This is a genomic window from Roseimicrobium gellanilyticum (genome assembly GCF_003315205.1).
Lineage (GTDB): Bacteria > Verrucomicrobiota > Verrucomicrobiia > Verrucomicrobiales > Verrucomicrobiaceae > Roseimicrobium > Roseimicrobium gellanilyticum.
On record NZ_QNRR01000008.1, the window covers coordinates 163,255 to 186,170 of the forward strand.

General features: G+C 60.1%; 18 protein-coding genes. 11 read left to right on the top strand and 7 right to left on the bottom strand.

The features are described 5' to 3' along the window. The first annotated feature begins 203 nt into the window (after positions 1-203). Positions 204-770, top strand: a complete 567-nt coding sequence (locus DES53_RS21040) for a cytochrome P460 family protein (protein WP_113960288.1) — start codon at positions 204-206, stop codon at positions 768-770. Positions 771-1,168: 398 nt separating this feature from the next. On the opposite strand, the gene DES53_RS33125 is transcribed toward DES53_RS21040, so the two are convergent. Continuing rightward, positions 1,169-3,514, bottom strand: coding sequence for an autotransporter outer membrane beta-barrel domain-containing protein (locus DES53_RS33125; RefSeq protein WP_170157274.1), 2,346 nt, complete (start codon positions 3,512-3,514; stop codon positions 1,169-1,171). A 315-nt stretch (positions 3,515-3,829) separates the two neighbouring features. On the opposite strand from DES53_RS33125, the gene DES53_RS32555 reads away from it, so the two are divergent. Both DES53_RS32555 and DES53_RS21055 read left to right on the top strand, forming a co-directional pair. After that, positions 3,830-4,189: a hypothetical protein gene (locus tag DES53_RS32555; protein WP_147263528.1), complete on the top strand. Its 360-nt coding sequence runs from the start codon at positions 3,830-3,832 to the stop codon at positions 4,187-4,189. A gap of 218 nt (positions 4,190-4,407) precedes the next feature. Further along, positions 4,408-4,815, top strand: a complete 408-nt coding sequence (locus tag DES53_RS21055; protein WP_113960290.1) for a hypothetical protein — start codon at positions 4,408-4,410, stop codon at positions 4,813-4,815. A gap of 936 nt (positions 4,816-5,751) precedes the next feature. Here DES53_RS21055 and DES53_RS21065 read toward each other — a convergent pair. The 6 genes from DES53_RS21065 to DES53_RS21090 form a co-directional block, all read right to left on the bottom strand. Next, positions 5,752-7,077: a DUF1552 domain-containing protein gene (locus DES53_RS21065; protein WP_113960292.1), complete on the bottom strand. Its 1,326-nt coding sequence runs from the start codon at positions 7,075-7,077 to the stop codon at positions 5,752-5,754. 290 nt (positions 7,078-7,367) lie between these two features. Further along, positions 7,368-8,867 (bottom strand): CbiX/SirB N-terminal domain-containing protein, encoded by a 1,500-nt coding sequence (locus DES53_RS21070; RefSeq protein WP_113960293.1) that lies wholly within the window; start codon positions 8,865-8,867, stop codon positions 7,368-7,370. A gap of 83 nt (positions 8,868-8,950) precedes the next feature. Continuing rightward, positions 8,951-9,259, bottom strand: coding sequence for a hypothetical protein (locus DES53_RS21075; protein WP_113960294.1), 309 nt, complete (start codon positions 9,257-9,259; stop codon positions 8,951-8,953). Positions 9,260-9,286: 27 nt separating this feature from the next. Beyond that, a complete protein-coding gene (locus tag DES53_RS21080) occupies positions 9,287-9,877 on the bottom strand; it encodes an HAD family hydrolase (RefSeq protein ID WP_170157275.1) in 591 nt (196 codons plus the stop codon). A 124-nt stretch (positions 9,878-10,001) separates the two neighbouring features. Continuing rightward, positions 10,002-10,250: a hypothetical protein gene (locus DES53_RS21085; RefSeq protein WP_170157276.1), complete on the bottom strand. Its 249-nt coding sequence runs from the start codon at positions 10,248-10,250 to the stop codon at positions 10,002-10,004. Between the two features lie 95 nt (positions 10,251-10,345). Next, entirely contained in the window at positions 10,346-10,873 is a 528-nt protein-coding gene (locus DES53_RS21090) for a hypothetical protein (RefSeq protein WP_113960297.1), read from the bottom strand. A gap of 195 nt (positions 10,874-11,068) precedes the next feature. Between DES53_RS21090 and DES53_RS21095 the strand changes: the two genes are divergently transcribed. The 8 genes from DES53_RS21095 (at position 11,069) to DES53_RS21130 (ending at position 22,889) form a co-directional block, all read left to right on the top strand. Continuing rightward, entirely contained in the window at positions 11,069-11,992 is a 924-nt protein-coding gene (locus DES53_RS21095; protein WP_113960298.1) for a D-alanine--D-alanine ligase family protein, read from the top strand. A gap of 22 nt (positions 11,993-12,014) precedes the next feature. Then, positions 12,015-13,046, top strand: coding sequence for a cell division protein FtsQ/DivIB (locus tag DES53_RS21100; RefSeq protein ID WP_113960299.1), 1,032 nt, complete (start codon positions 12,015-12,017; stop codon positions 13,044-13,046). Between the two features lie 33 nt (positions 13,047-13,079). Further along, positions 13,080-14,297: a cell division protein FtsA gene (ftsA, locus tag DES53_RS21105; protein WP_113960300.1), complete on the top strand. Its 1,218-nt coding sequence runs from the start codon at positions 13,080-13,082 to the stop codon at positions 14,295-14,297. A gap of 150 nt (positions 14,298-14,447) precedes the next feature. Further along, entirely contained in the window at positions 14,448-16,712 is a 2,265-nt protein-coding gene (locus tag DES53_RS33895) for a cell division protein FtsZ (RefSeq protein ID WP_113960301.1), read from the top strand. Between the two features lie 310 nt (positions 16,713-17,022). Then, on the top strand, positions 17,023-17,871 hold the full coding sequence (locus DES53_RS21115; protein ID WP_113960302.1) for an SAM-dependent methyltransferase: 849 nt from the start codon (positions 17,023-17,025) through the stop codon (positions 17,869-17,871). 51 nt (positions 17,872-17,922) lie between these two features. Then, positions 17,923-19,116: an AI-2E family transporter gene (locus tag DES53_RS21120; protein WP_113960303.1), complete on the top strand. Its 1,194-nt coding sequence runs from the start codon at positions 17,923-17,925 to the stop codon at positions 19,114-19,116. Positions 19,117-19,464: 348 nt separating this feature from the next. After that, positions 19,465-22,047, top strand: a complete 2,583-nt coding sequence (locus DES53_RS21125) for a protein kinase domain-containing protein (protein WP_170157277.1) — start codon at positions 19,465-19,467, stop codon at positions 22,045-22,047. A gap of 77 nt (positions 22,048-22,124) precedes the next feature. Continuing rightward, positions 22,125-22,889 carry a hypothetical protein gene (locus DES53_RS21130; RefSeq protein ID WP_113960305.1) on the top strand — a complete coding sequence of 255 codons (765 nt, stop codon included), beginning with the start codon at positions 22,125-22,127 and terminating at the stop codon, positions 22,887-22,889. Positions 22,890-22,916: the final 27 nt, after the last annotated feature.

Genomic DNA, 22,916 nt, shown 5'->3' on the forward strand with positions numbered 1-22,916 from the left:
TGAGAGGCGATTACACTATTCACAAATTTATCATGATAATAAGCATATCTTAACTATCTGAATATGCGAGCCGGTTTGTGACCGGTCGGGAATTTGTTTCGCATGACGCATGACGAGTGCGGCAGACCTCCACTTCTGGACGTCAAATGCCGATATGAGCAGGCCAGTCTCAGGGATGGAGACGTAACCGGAAGTACAACTCCATGAAAAGCCTCCCTCGAGCTGTCGCGATTGTCTCCGCCTTGACCCTGGCCCTCGTCATTGTCCGGAATGCCAGCCAGGCGCAGAATGCCGATTCTCAGGGAACGGCAGCCGCCAAGCAGCCGGAAGACTCCACGCCATTTGTCACGGAGATCCCTGAGGGCTATCGCGACTGGAAACTGATCTCCGTGGCGCGTGAAGAGGGAAGCATTGATGACATCCGCGCCGTGTTGGGGAATGACATCGCCATCAAGGCATATCGTGAAGGTGCCACACAACCGTTCCCTGATGGCGCCATCATCGTGCGGCTGGCGTGGAGCCTTGTTTCATCCGAGGAAAACAACAAGGCCTTTGGCAGGGAGCAGTCCTTTGTGGCGGGCGCTCCGAAGAACGGAGTGCAGTTCATGATCAAGGATGCGAAGAAGTATGCGGCGACGGGCGGTTGGGGGTATGGCCAGTTCGACAATGACAGTGGCAAGACGGTGGAGAGGGCGAAGCTGGCGACATGCTATCCATGCCATCAGGCGATTGAAGCGCGTGATTATGTCTTCACGCACTATGCGCGGTGATGATGTACCATGTAGCTTGGACAGTGGCTCTACGTATGGCGGCTGCCTTGGTGATGAAATGACAACTGAGGCTGACGGAGCGCTTTGCGTCTTGGAGTGCGGTGGCAAGCGATCGAGCGCGACACCGCTTTGAACGGAGGTGCTGACATACAACACCTCTTCGCATTCCAAACATTGCTGTCCTGGTCACATCCGAGCTTGGGGTGTTGGTGAGTCTAACGTATCGTCATGATGTGGGCTCCGTTCAAAGCGGTGTCGCGCCTTAGCGCTTGCCGCCGCACTCCAAGACGCAAAGCGCAGATCGCACCCGTGAGAGCAGTGACTGCTTCGTTCCTGAAAAATCTATCATGAAGTAGCGGCAGTATCGCAACCATGTCCCCTTGGCCTTCTCAAAAATCTTAGGGCTGCACGGTCACTCGCAACGTGCCGCCGCTGCTGATGCCGATGAAATGAAGACCGGTGGCGTCGGTGTAGAATTGGCTGGGAGACAGGGCCACGCCGTCCTGATAGCCCGTGTAGGTGGCGGAGGGATTGAGGGTGCTGCCGTAGCCGAAGTGGTAGTCGCTGGTGGGAGCGGCGTCTGCGTCTACCTGAGCGAGGATGCCGGTGGTGCTGTAGGTGGCGGAGATGGCCGGTGCGGCGGCACTGCATTCAAAGATGGCTGCGCCACCGAGGTGCACGACGCTGCCATTCACCAGGGTAAAAGAGACGACAGCTCCGCCTTGATCGCGCACGGCTGCGAAGGCGGCGTCGGTGGTGATGGCCCCGGCATCGTAGTCGGTGCCAGGCGTTGAGCTGAAGGTGAGGATGTCCGTGTATCCTCCCGGCACCTGCAGTTCCACTGCATGCGCTGTGGAGGCGGTGGTGCTGAGACGTGTGGCGGCGATGGCTGTCGCTGCGGTATCGCGAGTGCTGAGGATGGTGAGGATGGAGCCATCATTGCTGGTCAATGCTCCCTGCACGCCCGAGATGGTCTGCTCTGCGCCGCCAAAGGTTTCAGCGTAGTAGCCGGAGAGATTGTTGCCGGTGAGCGCACCGCTGCCAGCCATGAAGACATCGCAGGATTTGGTGCCCTTGTCCCAGCGGTATTGCAGCAGATCGGTCGTGGAGGAGACCTGGGTGCGCGTGCCGACGGGGTGCCAGTTCACCTGGTTGGTGACTTGGGCGGAGTTGTTGAAGTAGTCGAGCACGACGAAGTAGCTCTCATCGATCATTGCCAGCGTGCGGGTGACGGTGTTGCCGCTGCCATTGATGCCTGTGACCGTGGTGCTGCTGAGATCGGCGAAGCGATTGGTCTGCCCGCCTTCATTGATGCTATCGAGCCAGGTGGAGACACCGATGTTGGCGCCGTTGGTGATGTAGGAACTGGTGCCGTTGACAGTGGGAACGTTCTTTCCGGTGACGGTGTTGATGTAGTAGGCGCGATTCGTGGAGCTGGTGACATTGGGTCCGCCACCGCTGGTGACGACGCGGGACTCGCCACCGTCGTAGATGACCATGTCGAGCGGGTTGCGCGAGTTGTGGCGGGTGTTGATGAGTTCGTCTGAAGAATGATCCGTGGCGGCGATGAGCGTGGCCTGGCGACCGCTGGTGCCGTGGGCGCTGCGCAGCACCGTGATTTCCACATCGGCCGAGCTCAGGAAGTTGGTGGGTGAAGCGGTGGGTACGGCTGCGGCAACGCTGTTGTCGACTGCGAGGAAGCGTGTGGCGGTGTGGTACTGGTTGTTCTCGAAGTTGCTGGAGATGGGAGCCGCCGTGAGGTTGGCGCGGGACCAGCGCAGCTCAGAGCCAAGCGAGGTGCTGGTGTATTCACCCCATGCGAGGTCAGGAGTGAGATAGGTGCGCAGACCTTCTTCAAAGGGAGCGCTCGAACCGTCCGGCTGGCGCGTGAGGAGGGCGAAGGTGAAGAGCGGTTGGAGATTGGTGAACCAGTTCACTCCGGTGGCGTTCTTCACGTGATGGGCGGTGCTCACGAGATTGTTGAGCGAGTAGTTCGCATACCAGGAGCTTTCACGATACCAGCCTGTTTCATCAGCCATGCGGTTGAGCGCGGCGTTCACCAGGGTCTTGCCTTTGGTCAGCCAGGTGTTGGCGGTGGAGGAGTCACGCAAGGCCAACGCGGTGGTGATGATGGCGGAGCCGAACTTCAGCGCGTAGTTATCATCGGGGTGGAAGGTGTTTAACTCAAGGTTGTTGCGTCCTGCATCAGCCCACTGGGTGATCTTCGAGCGCATGGTGGTGATGTTGGCTGCGGTGAGATTGGGCGAGCCGCGCAGGAGATCGAAGGCCTCGGCCATCGATTGCAGTCGTCCGCTGTCATAGATGTGCTGGAAGCGATTGGAAGGCTGGAAGAGGATCCAGGCGGCGCGGCTTCCCATGCGTGAGATGGCGGTGGTGGCCACGAGGGCGTAGCTGGCATAGGTGTTCGGTGGTGTTTCACCGAGACGTTCAAGAATGGCGGCGCCTTTGGCGATGCTGGCGAGGGTGTCTTCGTTCGTGGCGGAAGCCAGGGAGCCGAGCTGGCCATTCACGTAGCTGCGCACGCTGTTGCTGTAGCTGGAGTAGAGCGGGTCGGTGGCACGTGCCTGTAGCGATGCCACGGATGCAGGCCAGATGAGCGGCTGGGAGGACGTGGCGGGCAAGGCGAAAGTAGTATTCACCTGGATGCTGGCACCGGGGAGGAGAGGAGCACTGGTGATGCCAAGAGTCACGAGCGCGAGGAAGCGGAGAAGGGTGCTTTTCATGGGCGTCTGAGTCTGAGAGTTTGATATTGAATGAGGGTTCAATGCACTCGACTGACGCGGGGGATGGTCTCAAAAGGGGAGGGAGGAGACAAGCCAACACCGTGTGGGTGGGCAAAGTTGAATGATGTATTATGGTGTGAGGCGTGGGGCGGGCATGATTGTGGGAGGGTGGGGCACAATGGTGGGAGGCAGGTTTGCGGAGTTGGCGCGTCTGGGACAGGCGGGGTGCCGTGCCGTTGGGTGCGGGTTGGGGTGCAGGGAGTTCAACACAGAGACGCTGAGATGCAGAGGAACTTCGGAGACTGAGGTAGGTGAATGAGTCCTGTAGATGTGCAGGCGATAGCGGCGATGATTTTTTCAGCGCACGCGCGGGTTCACTGTATGGTTAGAATCATGGACGGTGATTCTCGGACTTGGCAGATAATTCTGGATGGCGTTCGTTCGATGCCTGGAACGCAGGAGATGCTAATCGTGCTGTTTCTCGCATTCGCGACCATTGCTGGCAACGCAGTGTTCGCGCTTCACTACCGCCGTGTGGGTAAACCTGTCTTCAAATCACTCTTCAATCCCCGGAGCTTTCCCATTGGTGACTTCAATGCGCGTGAGTGGATGATGCTGGTGGGAGTCTTCGCCGTGTCTTTTGTCCTCATCGTGTTGATTGCCAAAGCAGGATAGTCCGATGGTGTTTAGTGGGGCCATTGAGCATCTTTGACCAGGGGATCTCGCAAGATGCGGGTCAGGGTGAAGGGTGTTCAACGCAGAGACACAGATATGCAGAGGAACTTCGGAGACTGAGAAATGCGTGCTAACCTTGCGAAAGTGCAGGCTACAACGGAGTTGATTTTGCCTGCACCCTTGCGGACTGGCTGTATTTTAAGCGACCCTACGCGCCCTTGAATACCTCTGATTACTCTCTGAATTTCCTCGATCAGACGGCCACACTTCGATTGAACCCAAAGTGGGAGGATGTTCGCCAGCTTTTGGATACACGAGGAGTCGCGGCAGGGCAGGCGATACTATTTTCCTGCGATCACGCAGGTGGGCTCGACATGTCCGTGTGGTTTGCTTTGCCCGATGGTAGTATCATTGATGCCGTCATGCGGAAGGACTCGGCGTCGAGCCGTTACGTTTCGATTGTGCAGTGGCGGAAGGATGAAGCGACGGATGATGAGATGCTTTTGGCGCGGCGGATCACCACAAACAGTGAGCTGGCTGCTGCATTTGCCAAAGCTGTCGAGAGTTATTACGCCTTCCAGAGCTGTTGCGGAAAGCACTGTGCGTCTTTCGTCCAAGGCGCCTAATTTTGCGCTTACGACGACATGATGGTTCGATCCGAGGTTAGCTACTTTCCGGCGAAGGTCTGTCTCCGTGCGAGTGGACGACTATCAAGCCGTCCACCGCCAGCGGGTTTGCGAATCTACGATTGGAGGATGAATACGCGGCCTGACCATGTGCTGTTGTGAATTTGGTCATCGCACTGTGGTGGCAATCGTTGCGTTCCGCGGCCTGAATAGCTAAGCTTGGGCATTCTTCTGACCAACGAGCTTGATTTATGAAGCGATGGCTTAAAAAAATCATTGTCGCAGCAGTCGTGGTCTTCAACCCTCTCACGATTTTCGTTGCTTGGATCGGAACGGCATGGTTGTCCAACAATCGCCCCGAGACCGGGACGAATCTGAGTGCTGTAGACTGGCTGCCTCAATCGGCCTCTGATATTTCCTACTATGAGACCTATTCATGGACTGCGTGGGAATGCACCATGAGTGAGGAGGACTTTCGGAAGTGGGCTTCGCGCTACGAGTTGCGAGAGATTAGCGGCGCTCTATCCATAGAACGTTTCAGTTGGAGGGAGGCGTGGCGAACGCACCTGGGTTCAGGTAGAGATTCTTGGGAAGAAGAACGAAAGCATGTGGCAACGGTTCGCGATGGTCTATTTGCGGCCAAGTACTGGGAGAATGGCGGTGGGTACAAGCTTGTCTTTGATCGTGAGACGAGCCGGGTTTATCGCCAATCCAATCCGCGATGAATGGGTGCGTTGGGGCTGGAAGAAGGGGCTCCGCACCCATGATTCACACCACCGGCACTAGGCTAGTGCCGCTCCCTGCGAAGGGCACTTTCCCTTCGTGGAGGTGTTGCGCTGAGTGGTGTTATCCACGCGCGAATGGAAACGAGGCGTTCCCACTCCTCGGGCCTATGGCGACGTCATGGGATGAGTTCGTCGCGAGGGAGCGGGATGGCTACGCCAGATTCAGCACCCCACCTGCGCACAGCTCGGCTTTGCCGAAGGACTGCAGACCGGTGTGGCCCATGGCGTGGGCGATGGTCATCCAAAGGCGGTTGTGGCCTACCTTGTTGTCGTACTTCAGGCTGCGTCCCATCTGGAAGCCGAAGCCGCCGCCGATCATGACGATGGGGATGTTGTCCAGGGTGTGGGAGTTGCCTTTGCCGAGTTCGTTGGTCCAGACGAGCAGGGTGTTGTCCAGCATGCTGCCTTCGCCCGTGGGCTCGGGGGTTTCGGAGAGGCGCTTCGCAAGGTAGGCGAATTCACCGGCGAACCACGTGTTGATCTTTTGCAGCTTCTCGTAGGCGTCCTTCTTGTCGTCAGGCTCGTGGGAGAGGGAGTGATGGCCTTCCTCCACGCCGAGCCAGCGCATCTGGGCCTGGCCCACGGAGCGCATGTACTGCAGGGTGGCCACGCGGGTCATGTCATTGGCCATGGCATTCACCAGCAGATCGATCTGCATGCGACTCAGCTCGGGAGTGTTGTCATTCACGAGCTCAATGCCGGGATCGAGTTCGGGCATGGGATGTGCGAGCTTGGAGTCTTCCTCGGGCTTCTGCAGATCCTTCTCGAGGTTGCGCACCAGCGTGAGGTGCTGGTCCAGCATCGCTTTGTCGCGCGCGGAAAGTTTGGCGGAGACTTTTTTGAAGTCGGCCTGCACGTCATCGAGGATGCTCACGAGGCTCTCCTTGTCCTTCATCTTGCCGTACATCTTGCCAAACATCTGGTACGGATCATCGATGGGAGCGATGGGCTGGTTCGCGCCGGCATAGCTCATGCGCGTCCAAGGGTCGGCGCGATCCGGCACGGCGACGCCGAACTCCATGGAGCCGAAACGGGTGCGGGTCTCGGCCTTGCTCTGGAGGAAATTTTTGATCTCCTGGTCGATGGAGATGCCGCCGGCCCAGCCTGCGGGGGAGCCGCCGCCGCCGCGGATGTTTCCGGGAAGGAGCTCGCTGCCGGTGAGGAGGCAGCTCATGCCGCGCATGTGGTTATCGCCATCGCCGCGCACGAGGTTGGCGATGCCATTGAGCATGAGTGTGCGGCTCTTGAAGGGCTCCAGGGGCTGGAGGATGGACTTGAAGGCGAAGTCCTTGCCCTCCTGATCGGGCCAGAAATCCTTAGGCAGGGTGCCGTTCGGCGAGAACATGATCACCAGCCGCTGACGTTTCTGCGGCAGCGGGGCGCCGGTCAGGCTGGGCAATCCGGAAAGGAAGGGCAGCGAGGCGGCGGAGATGCCGAGGTCACGAAGGAATTGGCGGCGGGAACGGGGGAGGGTCATGTCTGGATTGTCTGGGGGAGGGACAATGAAGAGAAGATGAGGCTGAGGCGCTTGGCAGCGGAAAGCGGGCCAAGATAGCTACGGGCTGAGAGCGAAGAATCTCTCTGGCGAGCGGTGACTTTTTGCAGGGGTTGGTTCCGTGAAGAATGGGTGTGGTCACCTGCGTGGGATTCAACACAGAGACACAGAGACGCAGAGGGAACTTCGGAGACTGAGACTGAACTGAGCGGACGCCCAGAGCACCCGGCGGACCCATTTGTGATTTTCTTCAGCCTGTGTGCTCTCTTCAATCAAGGCGCCGTTGCGGCATCCGTCTTCGCTGCGTGATTGGCGCGAGCGAGTTCACGCGCGGCGCTCACGGCCTGAGTACAAGCTTCCACGCAAAGCAAGGGCAGTACGCCGGTTTGCTTGTAGGCGTCCTTGGCAGGTGGCAGCTTTTCCGGTGGTAGTGAGGTCAGGGGTTGGTCAGCAGTGAGTGACCACGTGATGGCGCGCAGGCAGTTCGTAGCGGGATCGCAGACTTCGGCGACCATCTGCTGCGCTAGCTCGTCGGTGATGTTCTTGGCGAAACGGTACATGCCGGTCTGGCGGTTCAGCGTTTCGCGCAGCGGTACGGGCTGCAAGGTGCCTGCGAGCCAGTGCTCCCAAAGTCCCACCGCCGCGGGATAGAGGAAGTCCAGGGCGAGGAGCAACTCGGAGGTGTTGGAAAGTTCGAGCACCCAGCCATGGCGCAGGTTTGGTGCGGTCTTCACCGCGCGGAAGTTTCCGGCGTCATCGTAGGTCGCGATGGAGCGTGCGTCTTCTGGGGCTTTGAAGGCTTGAAGGCCGCCGCGATTTTCGGTGTCGTCCACATGATGGCAATGCCAGGAGCAATCGTTGGTGTGGTGGACTTGCACTTGGCCGATGCGGAAGCCGTCTTTTCGCGAGAGGAGATGTTCGAGGGCGTCTGTGGACGGTGTAGGTTGAGTGGACGAGGCGGACGTCTTTGGGGCGAGGGAGTGCCGTGTCTGGAAGTCGTGCACTTGATCCAGAATGACGTCTGCCATGAGGGCTTCGGTGCCGATGGCGCTGCTGTAGTAGAGCTTCCGACCGTGGAGATCGTGGGGATTGTGCCAGAAGACTTCGTTTTGACTCGCGGCGGCGGTGGGTTCGGTGGTGATGCCGAGGAGCACGGGGATGTCCTGATAGCTATGGAGGCCGTCCGCGATGAAGAAGGGAACGACGACCACGTTTGGTGCCGTGCTCATCTCGTGCCACTTCGCGACGAAGGGTGCTTCTTCCATGTAGGCGTCGAGCACTTCGGCGAATCCGTATCCACCTTCGCGGATGAGGGTCACCTGGTCCTTGATGGCCTTGGTGGAGTTTTCGTTCAGGCTGGTGCCGTGGCCCACGATGATGAGCGCGGTCTGATCACGCGGCACGCCGGGCGCCACTTCATTGGCACGCTTCAGCAGCAGCTTCGTCATGCTGGGATGCACGCCCACGGGATCGCAGTAGTAGACGTTCGTATCGCCGCGCTTCGTGATGGGGCCATCGATGCGCAGTTCCCGCGGAATCACTTCCTGGCAGAAGTAGCCTTCGCTGATGAAGTTGGGCACCACGAAGATTTCCCTGCTCTTCACCATGTAGAAGACCTCGCGCATGGAGGGCTCTTCCTTCCAGAAGCAGCACACCACTTCATCGAACACGCCTCGACGACGAATCTCATCCGCATGCTGATGGGTCGGCGTGCTGGAGTCAGGGTTCAGCGTGGAACCGTGACCGACGAGGATGAGGGCGGTTTGGGACATGAGTGCGGGAGTGACAGAAAACAATACGTACGGAGGATGGGTAATATGCCGCCTTCGTGTGAGTGCTCAAACGTTGCACGCTGTTAGATAGACAGTTTTCCGGAGCACCAGCCTTCCACCAACGCAGCCACGGTGGGTGCCATGAACTGGAATTCTTGATCGATCGGATGGTAGGCCCACAATCCTTGGTGACCGATTCGAAACCCAAAGTCGATTCCACCCAAGCCTGAGCGGCCAATGGCAAAGAACGAGATCTCGCTAGCGACGTAAGACCTATCCAGGGGAACGATGACAAGCGTCTGGGAGTCTTCGTCAAAATGGCCCTGCGCGGACCAGCCATCCTCGAAATACTCGCGGCATGCGAAGGGACGATACTCTTCGGGAATGCTCATGAGCAGGCAAGGCAAGATCCCGTGAGTCTACCGCATCGTCCTCGGGATGAACACCGCTTCCATGCCTGCGGCTTTCGCGGCTTCCATGCCGCTGCGGCCGTCTTCGAAGACGAGGCAGTCTTCGGGCTTCACGCCCATTTGTTCGGCGGCGAGGAGGAACATGTCGGGGGCGGGCTTGCCACGCTTCACATTCTCAGGAGTGATGATGATGGGGAAGAGATCGATGAGGCCGGTGTGAGTCAGGCACTCGCGCACGATGGGCGCTTCGCTGCCAGAGGCCACGGAGATGGGGAACTTCCCGTGCACGGAAATGGCGAAGTCCGCGACGGGATTCACACGCTGGATTTCGCGGATGCGTTTGCGGAAGAGTTCCGCCTTCGTCTCCACCACAGCGCGTGGGTCCACGTTCGTTTTGTGCAGGCCATTGAGCACCACGACGGTGTCGTATTCCGGCACGCCGGCGAAGTGGTAGAACTCATCCTCCGTGAAGGCGTAGGTCGCGCCGTTTCTTCTCAAGGCTTCCACCCAGCACACGTAGTGAATGGGCATGGAATCGACCAGAGTGCCATCGCAGTCAAAGATGTAGGCGGCGAAGGAGCGGTCGGGGAGGGGGAGCATGGGAAAGGAATGATGGAATGATGGAATGATGGAATGATGGAATGATGGAATGATGGAAGAAAGTGCGGAGGGGCGTGGGGCGGGATGGGGAATTACGTGCGCATCTGCGATGTTTGCCACCGCGTCAGTGCAGCGTTTTGGGTTGTCCGACATGTGCGCCGAACCAAAGGCTGTAGCCATCCCTGGTTTCACGCCGGTAGTGAATGCAATCGTCCTCCTTGTCCACGATGCCAATCTGGGAAAGGGTGAGGGGGTACTGTTGATACTCCCGGCGGTAAGCTTCCAGTTGGGCCTGGATGGGCAGCGTGGCTTGCAGCAGGCGCTGCTGCTGCCTCCAGTCACTGGAGGCCATCAGCAGAGCCGCGATGCTCACGAAGAGGGGGAATGCGGCAGCACCCACGAACTGGCGCCAGCGTTGGCGCAGACTTCGTACTTTGGGTTCTGGTTTCCGCATTACTCTGCCTTGACTTAGATGCCGTGATCGCTCGTCACGGCGCCGGAGCTCGATCCGTTCTTGGAGGTGGCGTGCGCGGTAGCTTCTGCGGGGAGGGCGGCGGTGGTGCTGCCACCTACGAGTTTGCGGAAGATACGCTGGGGGAAGCTGTTGCCGCGCTCTTCGGTCTCGAGCTGGGTGAGCGCCTGGCTCTTGGCGATTTCCCAGGCGGGAGCGAAGCCGGGGGCATTGATGGTCATCTGCTTCTCGGCACGGGCGTAGATTTCCATTTCACGCTGCAGCTTGTTGTCGCTGCGGTCGTTCAAGCGGCTGATCTGCAGACGCATGCTTTCGTTTTCCTTGGAGATGCGTTCGCGCTCCCTGGTCATCTCCGAGAGCTGCTTGTGCTCCAAGTCCATCTTGTCGCTCAGCATTTTCTTGTACCGGCGGAATTCAGCCTTGGTCTTCCAGTGAGCGCGGAAGGAGGAGATGTAGAGCAGGAAACCGATGACAAAACCGAGAATGAGGGCCCAGAGATGGATCCAGTCGAGATGGAGGTTCATGAGAGGGTTAATGTACGCGGGGAGGTCTTAGTGACAAGGTGGAGTGCTTTTAGAAGGAATCGGCGGCGGTTAATAGCTGTGAATAAAAATGCGACTCAAATTAGTTCAATTGTCTTGACCTTTAAGCTCTGAAACATACACTCGAAACCATAATTGCTCACAATAGTCGGCAGTTGCCCCACTGCTTTGGCCCCGATGACTCTTAAAAACCACAAAATCGCAGTATTGAAAGGAGGCCCCGGCTCCGAGAGGGCGGTGTCTCTCAAGTCTGCGGAAAGTGTGACGGAGGCCTTGAAGAGTTTGGGCGCGGACGTCCTTGAGGTGGATGTGCTCACCACGGAGCTCCAGGTGCCGAAGGATGTGCTGATCGCGGTCAATATGATTCACGGTACGTTCGGTGAGGACGGCGGGATTCAGGAGGCCCTGGAAAAGCTCGGAGTGCCATACACGGGCGCCGGGGTGGAGACCAGCCGGGTGGCGTTCGACAAGGTGCTGAGCAAGCGGAAGTTTCTCGAAGCAGGTGTCCCCACGCCGCGCAGCCAGGTGCTGCGTCTCGACGGGGTGGATGAACTGGAACTGGCCCTGCCGGTGGTGGTGAAACCGCCTTGCGAGGGGTCCAGCGTGGGCGTGCACATCGTTCGTTCGAAGGACGAACTGGCTGCTGCGCTCGAAGACGCGAAGAAGTACGGAGACGAGACTCTCGTCGAAGAGTACATCGAAGGCCGTGAGCTGACGGTGGGCGTGATTGGCGACCAGGTGCTGCCAGTCATCCACATCGAGCCGGTGAGCGGCTTCTACGACATCAACAACAAGTACCCCTGGATGTCAGGTACGGGCAAGACGCTCTACCATTGCCCGGCGGATCTCGATGCACGCGTGACGGCGCGTGTGCAGCAGGCAGCGCTGGAAGCCATGCGTGCCTTGGGTGTGGAAGTGTACGGCCGCGTGGATGTGATGCTGCGAAAGGATGGGGAGCCCTTCGTCCTGGAGATCAACACCATCCCCGGCATGACTGTGAGCAGCCTGCTGCCGAAGGCGGCGCGGGTGGCCGGCATGGAGTTTCCGCAACTGATGGAGCGCATCATCGAGCTTTCACTCAAGGCCCGGGGGAAGGATTGACCTTTCACGCTTATGTGGAGAAATGTTTTTTGACAAACTATTCCCGAAGAACAGAAAGCGCCGCCCCAATGCGACGCGGGGGAATTATGCGTTCCGCAGCCGGCGCAGCAGGGTGCATCATGTGCGCCTGGATGTGCACCGCCTGGAGATGAATCCGGAGACGGACGCGACCCGCCGTGAGCAGCGTCGCAAGGCGATGCGCTGGGGTTTCAAGTTTGCGGTGGCAGCGCTGATGGCCATCGGCCTGTTCAGCGCAGGCCGCATTGTGGTGCGTGAGGCTTTCACGAACAACTCGCGCTTCCAGCTCCAGCACATCTCGGTGATGACGGAAGGGGAGCTTTCTCCTTCGCAGTTGATTACTGCCAGTGAACTGGAGACTGGCATGAACATGCTGGACATCGGCCTCGTGCAGGTGCGTGAGAAGCTGGAGGCCCTGCCCCAGGTGCGCCATGCGAAGGTGACGCGCGGCTATCCGGGACTCGTGTTCCTGGAGGTGGAGCAGCGCCGTCCCGTGGCGTGGCTGGAGTGCCCGGAGCAGCGTCTGGAGGCGAAGGTGGCTGGCTATGGCTGCCTGCTCGATGATGCCGGTGTGGTGCTGCCCAGTGATGAAGTGACCGAGTCCCGTCGCAAGCTGCCGGTCATCCGCGTGGCGAAGATGCAGCGGCTGAAGCCCGGACACGTCATTGAGGCACCTGAAGTGCTGCAGGCCCTGCAATTGCTGAAGGCGCATGAGGAAAGCGCGCTGGCCCACTCCATGCGCATCCGCCGCGTGGATGCCTCACGCGGCTACTCGCTCTCGGCGCAGTACGATGCCCTTTTCACCGTGATCTTCCCGGCTGATGCATTTGAGCCGCAGATCCGACGTCTGGAGCGCGTGGTGAATGAAGCTGCCCAGCGCAAGTGGGAGCTCGCCACCGTGGACCTCCTCGTCGCAGACAATGTGCCTCTCACTCTCCGTGGAACTCCCGTCATGGCGGTGCCGGTGCCTGAGCCGGCGCCTGCCACGACTCCACGTCGCCCGACGGTTCGCCGCCAGCTCGCCCGCAACAACTGACATTTTCACATCGCAACCCAACACCCGTATCCCATGGCTCGTAGCAACATCTATGCAGGACTTGAGATTGGCACGTCGAAGATCTGTGTCGTGGTCGGCGAGGTGAAGAAGGACGGCGCGATCAAGATCCTCGGCGTGGGCCAGGCTCCCTCGCGTGGCATCCGCAAGGGGGAGATCGTGGACTTCGACATTGCGCAGACGTGCCTCAATGACGCGCTGCTCCGTGCTGAGGATCGCAGTGACGTGATGATCCGCAATGTGTTCCTCGGAGTTTCCGGAGCGCACATTGAAAGCCTGAACAACGGTGGTGTGTACCGCCTGCCGTCTGACCAGAGCACCATCACTGAGGATGACCTCGAAGACGTGCGCGAGATCGCGTGCAATGTCGACATCCCGCAGAACCACGTCTTCCTCCACCGCATTGCACGCAAGTACGGTGTGGATGGGCAGGAGCAGGTGCGCTCGCTGATTGGCCGCCCCGCAGAACGCGTGGAGGCGGAGTTCCACATCATCCACGGCGTGCGCAGCCGTGTGCAGAATTCCATCCGCCTCGTGCGGCAGATTCCGCTGGAGGTGGAGGACGTGGTCTTCCTGCCGCTCGCAGCTTCTCAGGTCGCCCTGAACAAGGACGCGAAGCAGGGCGGGGCGCTGCTCATCGACTTCGGCGGCGGTACGGCGGACTACGTGCTCTACGTGGATGGCATGCTCACCGCCTCCGGTTGTGTGCCGCTCGGCGGGGACCACATCACGAATGACATCTCCATGTGCTTCCAGATCCCTCACGCGCGCTGCGAGCGCCTGAAGGTGGAGGAGGGCTCGGCCATTTTTGAGGGCGTGGACCCCAGCGAAATGCTGAAGGTGGACGATGAGAACGGCATGTACGTGGGCGAGATCGAGCGTGCCATGCTGAATGAAGTGATTCACCTCCGCACGCGCGAGATCCTCGAGCGTGTGCGTGAGCGGGTGGAAGAGCACCTGCCGAAGCTTGGCGCGGGCGTCTTCCTGACCGGGGGCGTCAGCCTCATGCGCGGCATCGATGTGGTGGCGCGTGATGTCTTCGGGGTGCGCGTGACCCGCACGGGGTCTTCCCCGCAGGGTGGCGCCACCGCCACCTATGAAAATCCCTGCTACTCGGGCCCGATTGGCCTCATCCGTTACGCCCAGTTGATGGATTCTGAAAAACCCTGGCTGTCGCCCTTCGCCAAGCTTGGCCGGCGCATGGTCGAAATGTTCAGCTCCTGGACCATGTAGCCCGCCCCTGAGCGCTGCACTCTGCCCGGAAGTTGAACGACGCGACAGCCAAACTTTGACCGGCCCCAGATTCACTCTGGTGCTTTGCCCGTTTTTGAGTTACACACCCTTAGCCAGCAACCAACCGCACACCCTCAACCAACCAGGCTTATGGTAGAATTCCAACGCAACCAGGATCGCGAACCCTCGGCGACATCATCACTCAAGATCTGCGTCGTGGGCATCGGCGGTGGCGGTCTGAATGTGCTGGACCGCATCTGTCTGGATCGCCTCATGGAAGTGAGCCTCGTTTCCATGCACACGGATGTGCGGGTGCTCGGCCATGCCATGGCGCCGCTGAAGATTCAGCTTGGCGCGGAGATGATGCGCGGTATTGGCTGCGGCGGTGACCCCGAGCTGGGCCGCGAGGCTGCGGACGCGTCTTCCGACCAGATTCGCCTGGCCCTGCAGGGGCATGACATGGTTTTCATCTGCGCCGGCCTGGGTGGGGGTACGGGCTCGGGTGCAGCTCCGGTGGTTGCGCAGATTGCACGGGATTTGGGTGCCATGGTGTTTGTGTTCGCCACCATGCCCTTCTCATTTGAAGGCCGCCGCCGCCTCACGCAGGCGGAGATGGCACTGGAGGAACTGCAGGGCAGCGCTGACGCAGTCATCCTTTTCGAAAACAACCGCATGGGCGAGCTGGTGCTGCCCAAGGAAGGCATCCAGAAGGCGTTCAGCCAGGCGGATCAGCTCATCGGTCACAGTGTGCGGGCCATCTCCACGATGGTCACGCAGCCCGGCGTGGTGCGCATGGGTCTTGCCGACCTCATGACCGCCCTGCGCAGCCCGAACGCGCGCTGCCTCTTCGGCTTCGGCGAAGCCCGCGGCACCAACCGGGTGCAGGAATCCCTCAAGCGCGCACTCAAGAGCCCGCTGGTGAACCAGGGCCAGCTTCTGCAGAACGCCCGCAACCTGCTGGTGCACATTGCCGGTGGTGAGAGCCTGACGCTTGCCGAAGTGGAAGCGCTCATGAAGCAGCTCGGCAAGTATGTGCCGGAGGAAACGCAGATCATGTTCGGCCTCGCCGTGGATGCGAAGCTGGGAGACATGATGACGGTCACCCTCATCAGCTCGCTCACCGCGCAGCAGATGTCCTTGGAGCCCTCGGCGGATGCAGTGGTGGAGCCGCGCATCACGAGCCGGCCGCAACCAGCTCCGAAGGCCCCGGTTGAGAAGGCTCCGGCCTACTCGGGCAATGGCCTGCAGCTTCATGCTCCCGTGGGAATGGAAGAACCTGAGCCGGCACCGCTGCCTGCACCTGTACCGGTTGCCGTGGCAGCTCCTGTTGCTGCGCCAGCCCCGGCTCCCGTGGCTCCTGCTCCTGCCCCCGTTGCCAAGGTGAAGGATCCGCTTCCCGTGGAGCTTTTTGCTGAGTTTCATGAGCAGCCTGTCGCGTTGGCACCTGCGCCCGCGCCCGCTCCCGCTCCAGTTCCCGTGCAGCCCGCACCGCAGCCTGTTCGTCAGGCTCCGATAGTGTCCGTGCCTGTGCAGATGCAGGAGGTGCCGCTGTTTGAGGAGCCCGTACAGGCCGCTCCTTCGGCGCCGCTGATGATGGAGGCTCCGCAACCGCTTCCGGTGCCTCCGCCTGTAGTGCAGGAGCTGCCGCCTGTCCGTACCACCATCGCGCAGACCCCGGCTCCCGTGTACGCTCCTGAGCCCGCTCCGGCGGTGCAGGCTTATGCGGCACCCGCTCCAATCGCCGCTCCCGTGGTTGCTGAAGCCCCTGTGCAAGCCCCCGCTCCGGCTCCAGTCGCTGCGCCGGAACCTGCGCCCGCGCCAGCACCTGTGGCACAGGTGCCGCAGCCCGAGCCCGAGCCCGTGCGCGCTGAGGCTCCGGTGCACGAAACCGTCGAGCACGAAGCTCCAGTGGTGAAGGAGCAGTCCATCAAGGCCACCAGCATCCTGGTGCAGTCCAAGCCGCGTGATGAGGAAGAGGTCAAGCCGCTCGTGAAGCAGTCCATCTTCTCCATGGTGGAGGACGAGGAAGAGGAAGAAGAGGAGGACGAAGACGAGGAATTCGTCGACGAGATGGAAGAGGATGAGGTGGAGGAAGAAGAGGAGGAAGTGCAGAGCTCCGCTCCCGTGGAAGCGCGCTCTCCGGAGGCCGCCGCTTCTCACTGGGCGGACAAGTACATCCAACCCAAGCCGCACGCCGGCGCACAGCCGAGCGTCGAGCCCCGCCGCGAACCCCAGCGTACGCTGCAAACCACGGCGTCCGCTCCTGCGAAGAAGGTTATCGAAGCGAAGCAGCCCTCCCTGAATCTCCAGCAGGATGAAGTGGCTCGCTTCAAGGGCACGGACAAGACCATCGTGGATGGCGATGACCTCGACATCCCCACCTGGATGCGCATGCGCGGCAAGGTGAAGCGGTAGCAGGTGTCGCCATCAGTTCGTTTTTAGTAACACATCGGGGATGCTGGCAGACGCTGGCGTCCCCGCTTGTTTTGAGTGGTGTCACTCAGGTTATTGGCCGTGGATGAGAACATCAGTAGAGGTGTGGGAGGGTTGGGAAATGGCTGTTGGGTGTGGCGGGTTGCATTGGTTTCAACGCAGAGACACAGAGACGCAGAGGAACTTCGGAGACTGAAGTGATGGTGAGTGGTGCACCGTATCGTTGTGCGCGGCTTTGGGTGTTGGTCGCATCCTTTTGACATCGCGCCCTCCCCGTGTTGCTTCCACTCGCATGGTTGAGTCCACCCAGTCCATCTCCACGGATGATGTCGCGCGGCACTATGATCAGCTTGATCGGTTCTACCGGGAGATCTGGGGTGAGCATGTGCACCACGGCGTTTGGGAGACGGGAAAGGAATCGCCAGAGCAGGCGGTACGACGGCTGGTGGATCTGGTGGCGGAGCGGGCGCAACTGACCCCCGGCATGGAGGTGCTGGATGTGGGCTGTGGCTATGGCGGTACCTCGCGCATCCTGGCGCGTGAGCATGGCGTGCACGTCATCGGGTTGACTGTGTCACCGGCTCAGGCGCGGTATGCGGAGTCCGTGACAGAGCCTCCGGGGAATCCCCAATACCTGCTGGAGGACTGGATGGAGAACCAGCGCGAGCCCAGCCATTACGATGCCATGGTGGCGATTGAGAGCACCGAGCACATGCAGGACAAGGTGCGTGTCTTCACTGAGGCCGCCCGGGTGCTGAAGCCGGGGGGCAGACTCGTGGTGTGTGCGTGGCTGTCCGGCGGAAACCTGAAACCGTGGGAGCATCGCCATCTTATCGAGCCGGTGTGTCGGGAGGGACGTCTGCCCGCCATGGGCACGGAAGGCGAATACATGGGGTGGATGCAAAATGCAGGATTCGAGGTGACGGGTGCTTTGGACGTTTCCGAAAAGGTGGCCCGCACCTGGCCCATCTGTGCCTGGCGCATGCTGGTGGGGCTGGTCCGGAAGCCGGGGTACCTGCGGTTCCTGCTGGACCCGAAGAATGACAACCGCATCTTTGCCCTCACCATGCTGCGCATCTGGGTGGCCTACCGTCGTGGCGCCATGCGGTATGTTGTTTTCTCATCTGTGAAGAAAACCTGAGTAGAATGCTGGCTTTCGGGGTCTGAGAGACGTAATGTTCCGCATACCCCCATGGCGGCACTTGACGATCAGGACGATATCGAACGTGAAAGCATAGCTCCCAAGGGAGCGATGCAGGGGCTTCGTGCGCTGATTACGCTGGCTTGTGTGGCACTTGTGGTTGCTGGGTTGAAGGCGGGAGCCGTCTTTTTTGTGCCCGTGGCCGTCGCTTTTTTCATGGCGGTGCTGAGCTACCCGCTCATGTCCTGGATGATCAAGAAGCGGGTCCCGCACATGGTTGCGCTGCTTCTGACGGTGGGCGTGATTGTCCTGGGCATTGGCCTGGTTGGTTGGGCAGGCTATGACTTGCTGAAGAGCCTTTCCAAGGAGGTGCCCACTTACCTCGTCAAGCTGAAGGGAATCGTGGATGAGTCCGCCGTGTGGTTGGAAAAGGAAGTGGGCGTGGTGGGTGCCATCAAGGCGGTGGAAGAATTCAACCTTCAGTCGGTGGTGGAAATGGGCAAGCAGAAGGATGTGATGCAGCAGCTTGCCTCGTTTGTCACCAGTACCTTCGGCACGGTGGCTGTGGCTCTGGGCGCGTTCATTATCGTGATGGTGCTGATGATGTTCATCCTCATGGAGGCGCCAGGCACGCAAAGCCGCGCGGAAGTCATTCGCAATGCCGGTGGACCTGATTTCAGGGTGCTCATGCAGTCCGCCTCGGACATTCAGAAGTTCCTTGGGGTCAAGACGCTTATCAGCGTCGCAACAGGTTTGCTGGCCTTCATGTGGTGCTGGATGTTTGACCTGAAGTACCCACTGCTTTGGGGCATCCTCGCGTTCCTCTTCAATTATATTCCAGCGGTGGGCTCCACGGCAGCTTCCATCCCTGCCATCGCCGAGGCCTTGGTGAATCACGGTCCGGGCACCGCGATCGGGGTGGGCATTGGCTATGGCATCATCAATTTTGGATTGGATAACTTCCTCCAGCCCATGCTCATGGGCCGGCGGTTTGGCATTTCCGGTCTCGTGGTCGTGTTGAGCGGCTTGTTCTGGTTCTACGTCTGGGGGCCGATAGGGACGTTTCTCGCGGTTCCGCTTACCATGATGATCAAGGTCATCCTGGAGAACACCACCGAGTTCCGCTGGATCTCCGTCGCCATGGCGAAGAAGAAGGTGAAGCATGGGGAGGTGGTCTTGGAGACACCTGAATTCGACGATGCCGACCTGTTGGGCGGTGGAGCCGCGACGGAACCGCCGCGGTAGGCGAGAGGCGGAGTTGATGGGGCTGGAGCACAAAACAGCCCTCCACTTGCCTCCGATCCCAGCATTCCCACCCAAAGTGGTGATGCTCCCCGCGCTCCAAAGCGCTTTGCCAAAGAGCTGCATCACGCTGGCGGGGTTTCCTCGCATCACGAGACATTTCGCGGTGGATTCATGTCCATATTGCCCCTGGCCCACAGGGCTGTTGCGGGTTCTGATACCCAGAGCTGAAGCCTGCCTTAGCGGCTTGAAATTCTGCCGCTTCCTCCCCCGGGTAGCTTCTTGCTTTTCATGGGTGAATGCAGCATGCTCGATGCAAAACCGCCAAATAATAATGCCCGAGACCTCCCCATGAGTCTGCCAGATATCGACGGATTGGAACTACAAGACCTCATCGGCAAGGGCAGTTGCGGTGCGGTGTACCGGGCTGTGGTGGGGGAGACGCGGGAGGCGTGCGCGGTGAAGGTCTTCAGCAGCATGGCGATCAACCGCAAGCTGCTGACCATCGGCATGCGCGGCCTGCAGCAGATGCCGGAGCACCCGGGCATCCTGAAGGTGCATCACTTTGACTTTGACAAGGCTCCCTACCACGTGGCGGTGCCGCTGGTGGGATTCATGACGGAGGACGCGCAGCGGCGGAAGCACTGGGAGACGCCCACGCTGGAAGGCTGCTGCGGAACGGTGCCTCCGGACGAGGCCTGGCGGTACATTTATGAGGTGTGTGACTCGATGGCCTGGCTGCACAAGCACAACCTCGTGCACTGCAATCTGAAGCCACGCAATGTGCTGCTGGAGGATGACCAGGCCAGCGCGACGAAGATTGGCGACCCGGTGCAGGGCTGGATTGGCGGGGTGCACCACTTCGATACCACGGACCACTTCCTCTACATTCCGCCGGAGCAGGCGGAGCATCCGGACGCGCTCGCCACGCATGGCACCTCGTGGGATGTGTACGCGTTTGGCGTGCTGGCGTATCGCCTTCTCACGGGCAAGTTCCCGCGTGCGGAGGAGGAACTGGAACGCGAAATCCGCGAGCAGGCCAACTTCAATGGAACGGTGCGCACGGTGGACAATGGCGCCATCCTCGCTGCGGTGCGTGCGCAGCATGACATCGAGTGGCCGAAGAAGCCGACCTCGAAGTGGGACGAGCGGCGCAAGCAGATACTGGAGAAATGCCTGGCGCTGGATCCGAAGCTGCGCTGGCCGGATCTGCGTGAGGTGATGCGCGAGTTTGAAAAGCTCGAGGCGGACTACCTTCTGGAAGATGCGCGGGAGAAGATTGGCATCGAAAAGCGGCGCCAGGCCCGGCGCGTGATGCTCCTGCGGACGATGGTGCAGGTGCTCTTCGTCGCGCTAGTCGCCGCTGCCGGATATGGTCTCTGGTATGGCTATGACAAGTACACCAAGTGGCAGCATGCGGAGAAAGCCACGGCAGTGATCGCGAAAGAAAAGGAGGAGGGCGAGAAGGCGAGGGAAGGGAAGATCACGGATCTGGCCACGAAGCTCCAACAGGCCAAAGAGGCGGAGCGGCTGGCGAGCTCGAACCTGCAGATGTCCCAGGCGGCGGTGGATCAGTTCCTCACCCAGTTGCTGCAACTTCCCGCCGGGCTTGGGTTGCAGGCGGAGATATCGCAGAAGCATGTGAATGATGCCCTGGCCTTCTGCGAGCAGGAGCGGCCACGACTGGAGAAGGATGAGTCCCAGCTGCCGCTGCGTGCGACGAACTACTTCAACACGGCGCAGCTGCTGATGCGCAAGAACCAGCAGAAGGAGGCGAAGGCGTGGTTTGAGAAAGCCCGCAGCACGCTGAACCTGCTGCTGCAGCGGGAGCCCACCCATGCCGATGTGACGCGCCGGCAGATCATGCTGGGCCGCACGTGCCGCTGGCTGGGCACGATGAAGGCGGAGGAGGGGCATCGCGTGGAAGCCTCGCAGTATTTCAAGGAAGCCGTGGCAGCATTGACCCCGGCACTGGAAAAGAATCCAAAGGACCGCAACGCTCGTGTGGAGTGCGCCATGGCCTGGTATGAACTTGGCAAGCGCTCCCGCCGCGATGGTGAAACGGCGGTGGCGGTGAATGCATTGGGCCGCGTGCCGACGCTCATGGATGCGAAGGTGGTGGGTGAGGAACTCACCCCGCAGGAGCAATTCCTCCTGGCGCGGAGCCGCATTGAGCAGGCGCTTTCCCTCCGCGATGAAGGCAGGCTGGATGAGGCCATGCGTGCGCTCTTCGACTCCATGGAGGTGATGGTGAAGCTGGTGGAGAAGTCCGCGCCACACAATCAGGAGCAGGCACTCACGCTCGCGGAGGCCTACATCGAGTTTGGTGAAATCGTCTCCGGCAAGCTGGGCACCACGGATGCAAAAGATGCGCAGGCAGAGGCACAGGCAATCCTGATGGAACTGGTGCGCACGCAGCCACAGTGGGCGGAGGCCCGCTACCTGCTGGCGCGAAACTATGGCGCCCTCGCCGCCTTGGAGCGGGATCAAGGCAACGCCACCGAGGCTCGTACGAAACAGGAGTCCGCCGTGAAGACGCTGGAGGATCTCAGCAAGGACAATCCGGACAACACGCGCTTCCTCACGGAGTATGCGCGACAGAAGGGGGCGCACGCCCAGATGCTCTGTGACCTGAACAAGGCGAAGGATGCCGTCCCGATTGCCAAGGAAGGGGTGGACCGGCTGGAGGAGCTGATGCAGAAGAACGATGCCAGCCTCGACGAACTCGATCGCAAGGCGTGTGGTGTATTGCTGGCCCAGCTTTACGGCATTCTCGGCCAATCCGGTGAGGCTGCAAAAGACAGCAAGCTGGCGAAGTCCTCCTTTGCCAAGGCGTCTGAGCATTGGGAAGCTCTCAAGAGCCGGCACGGGCATGATGAAACCATCGATGCAGGTCTGAACTGGAGCAAAGAGCGCTTGGGCAAGTTCAAGTGAGCGGCGTCTGTTGAGTCGTGCGCTGCTCGGAGCTGCATCTGGAATTTCAAATCTGAAATCTCAAATCTACTGCCGCCATGTGTTGTTTCAGTCGTCCCGTCCAAGATGTCAGCAGCACCAAGATCTTTGCCCGCATGGGCACGGGTGTGGATCAGTTCATCGCCTATGCGATGAACCTTACTGCGAATGAAGAGCTCTCCATGGTGCTGCCCATTCCCGTGGTGCCCGGCTCCGGGGAGAAGGCGGTGAAGTTCATCAACCTGGGGAAGTACTCGAGGCTGTTTGATGATTTGTGGAAGGGGTTTCCGCTGCCCCCGATGTCGAGAGGCGGGGCTGGTCCTTTCTCCGCGGCGGTGACGGCCCCGCCGCAGAAATTGGAGGTGCAGAGTGTGGGCGCGTTTGATGCAAGCTTCGTTCCCACCATCGCGGATTTCTCCCGGCTGGATGAGCGCTTCCGGTTGCCGGATGATGTTTGGAAGAAGCTCCCCGGCTACGCAAGCTTTGGATTCGCGGTCTTCAAGCTGAAGGACACCCACGGGCCGGTGCATCCCATGGCGTTTTCATTTCCGTCTTCCATGCCGCAGTCGCTGTTCTTTCCCACATTGCACATCCATGATGGGAAGATTCATGCGCAGGAGGAGTTTGATCACACGCTCTACTGTCAGGGCGGTGGCATCAATGCCAAGGACTGGCAGGAGTCACCGGGCATTGCGGTGCAGTTTGTGAAGTGTGGACTCACGCACGGCATGGTCTCTCCGCAGCACCATGTGTACCGGAGACGGATGCATGGCATGCAGGAGAATGGTGATGTGCTGCTGCGGGCGGGGAAGGTGACGGTGTGAATTGGCTTTAACGCAAAGCAACAAAGC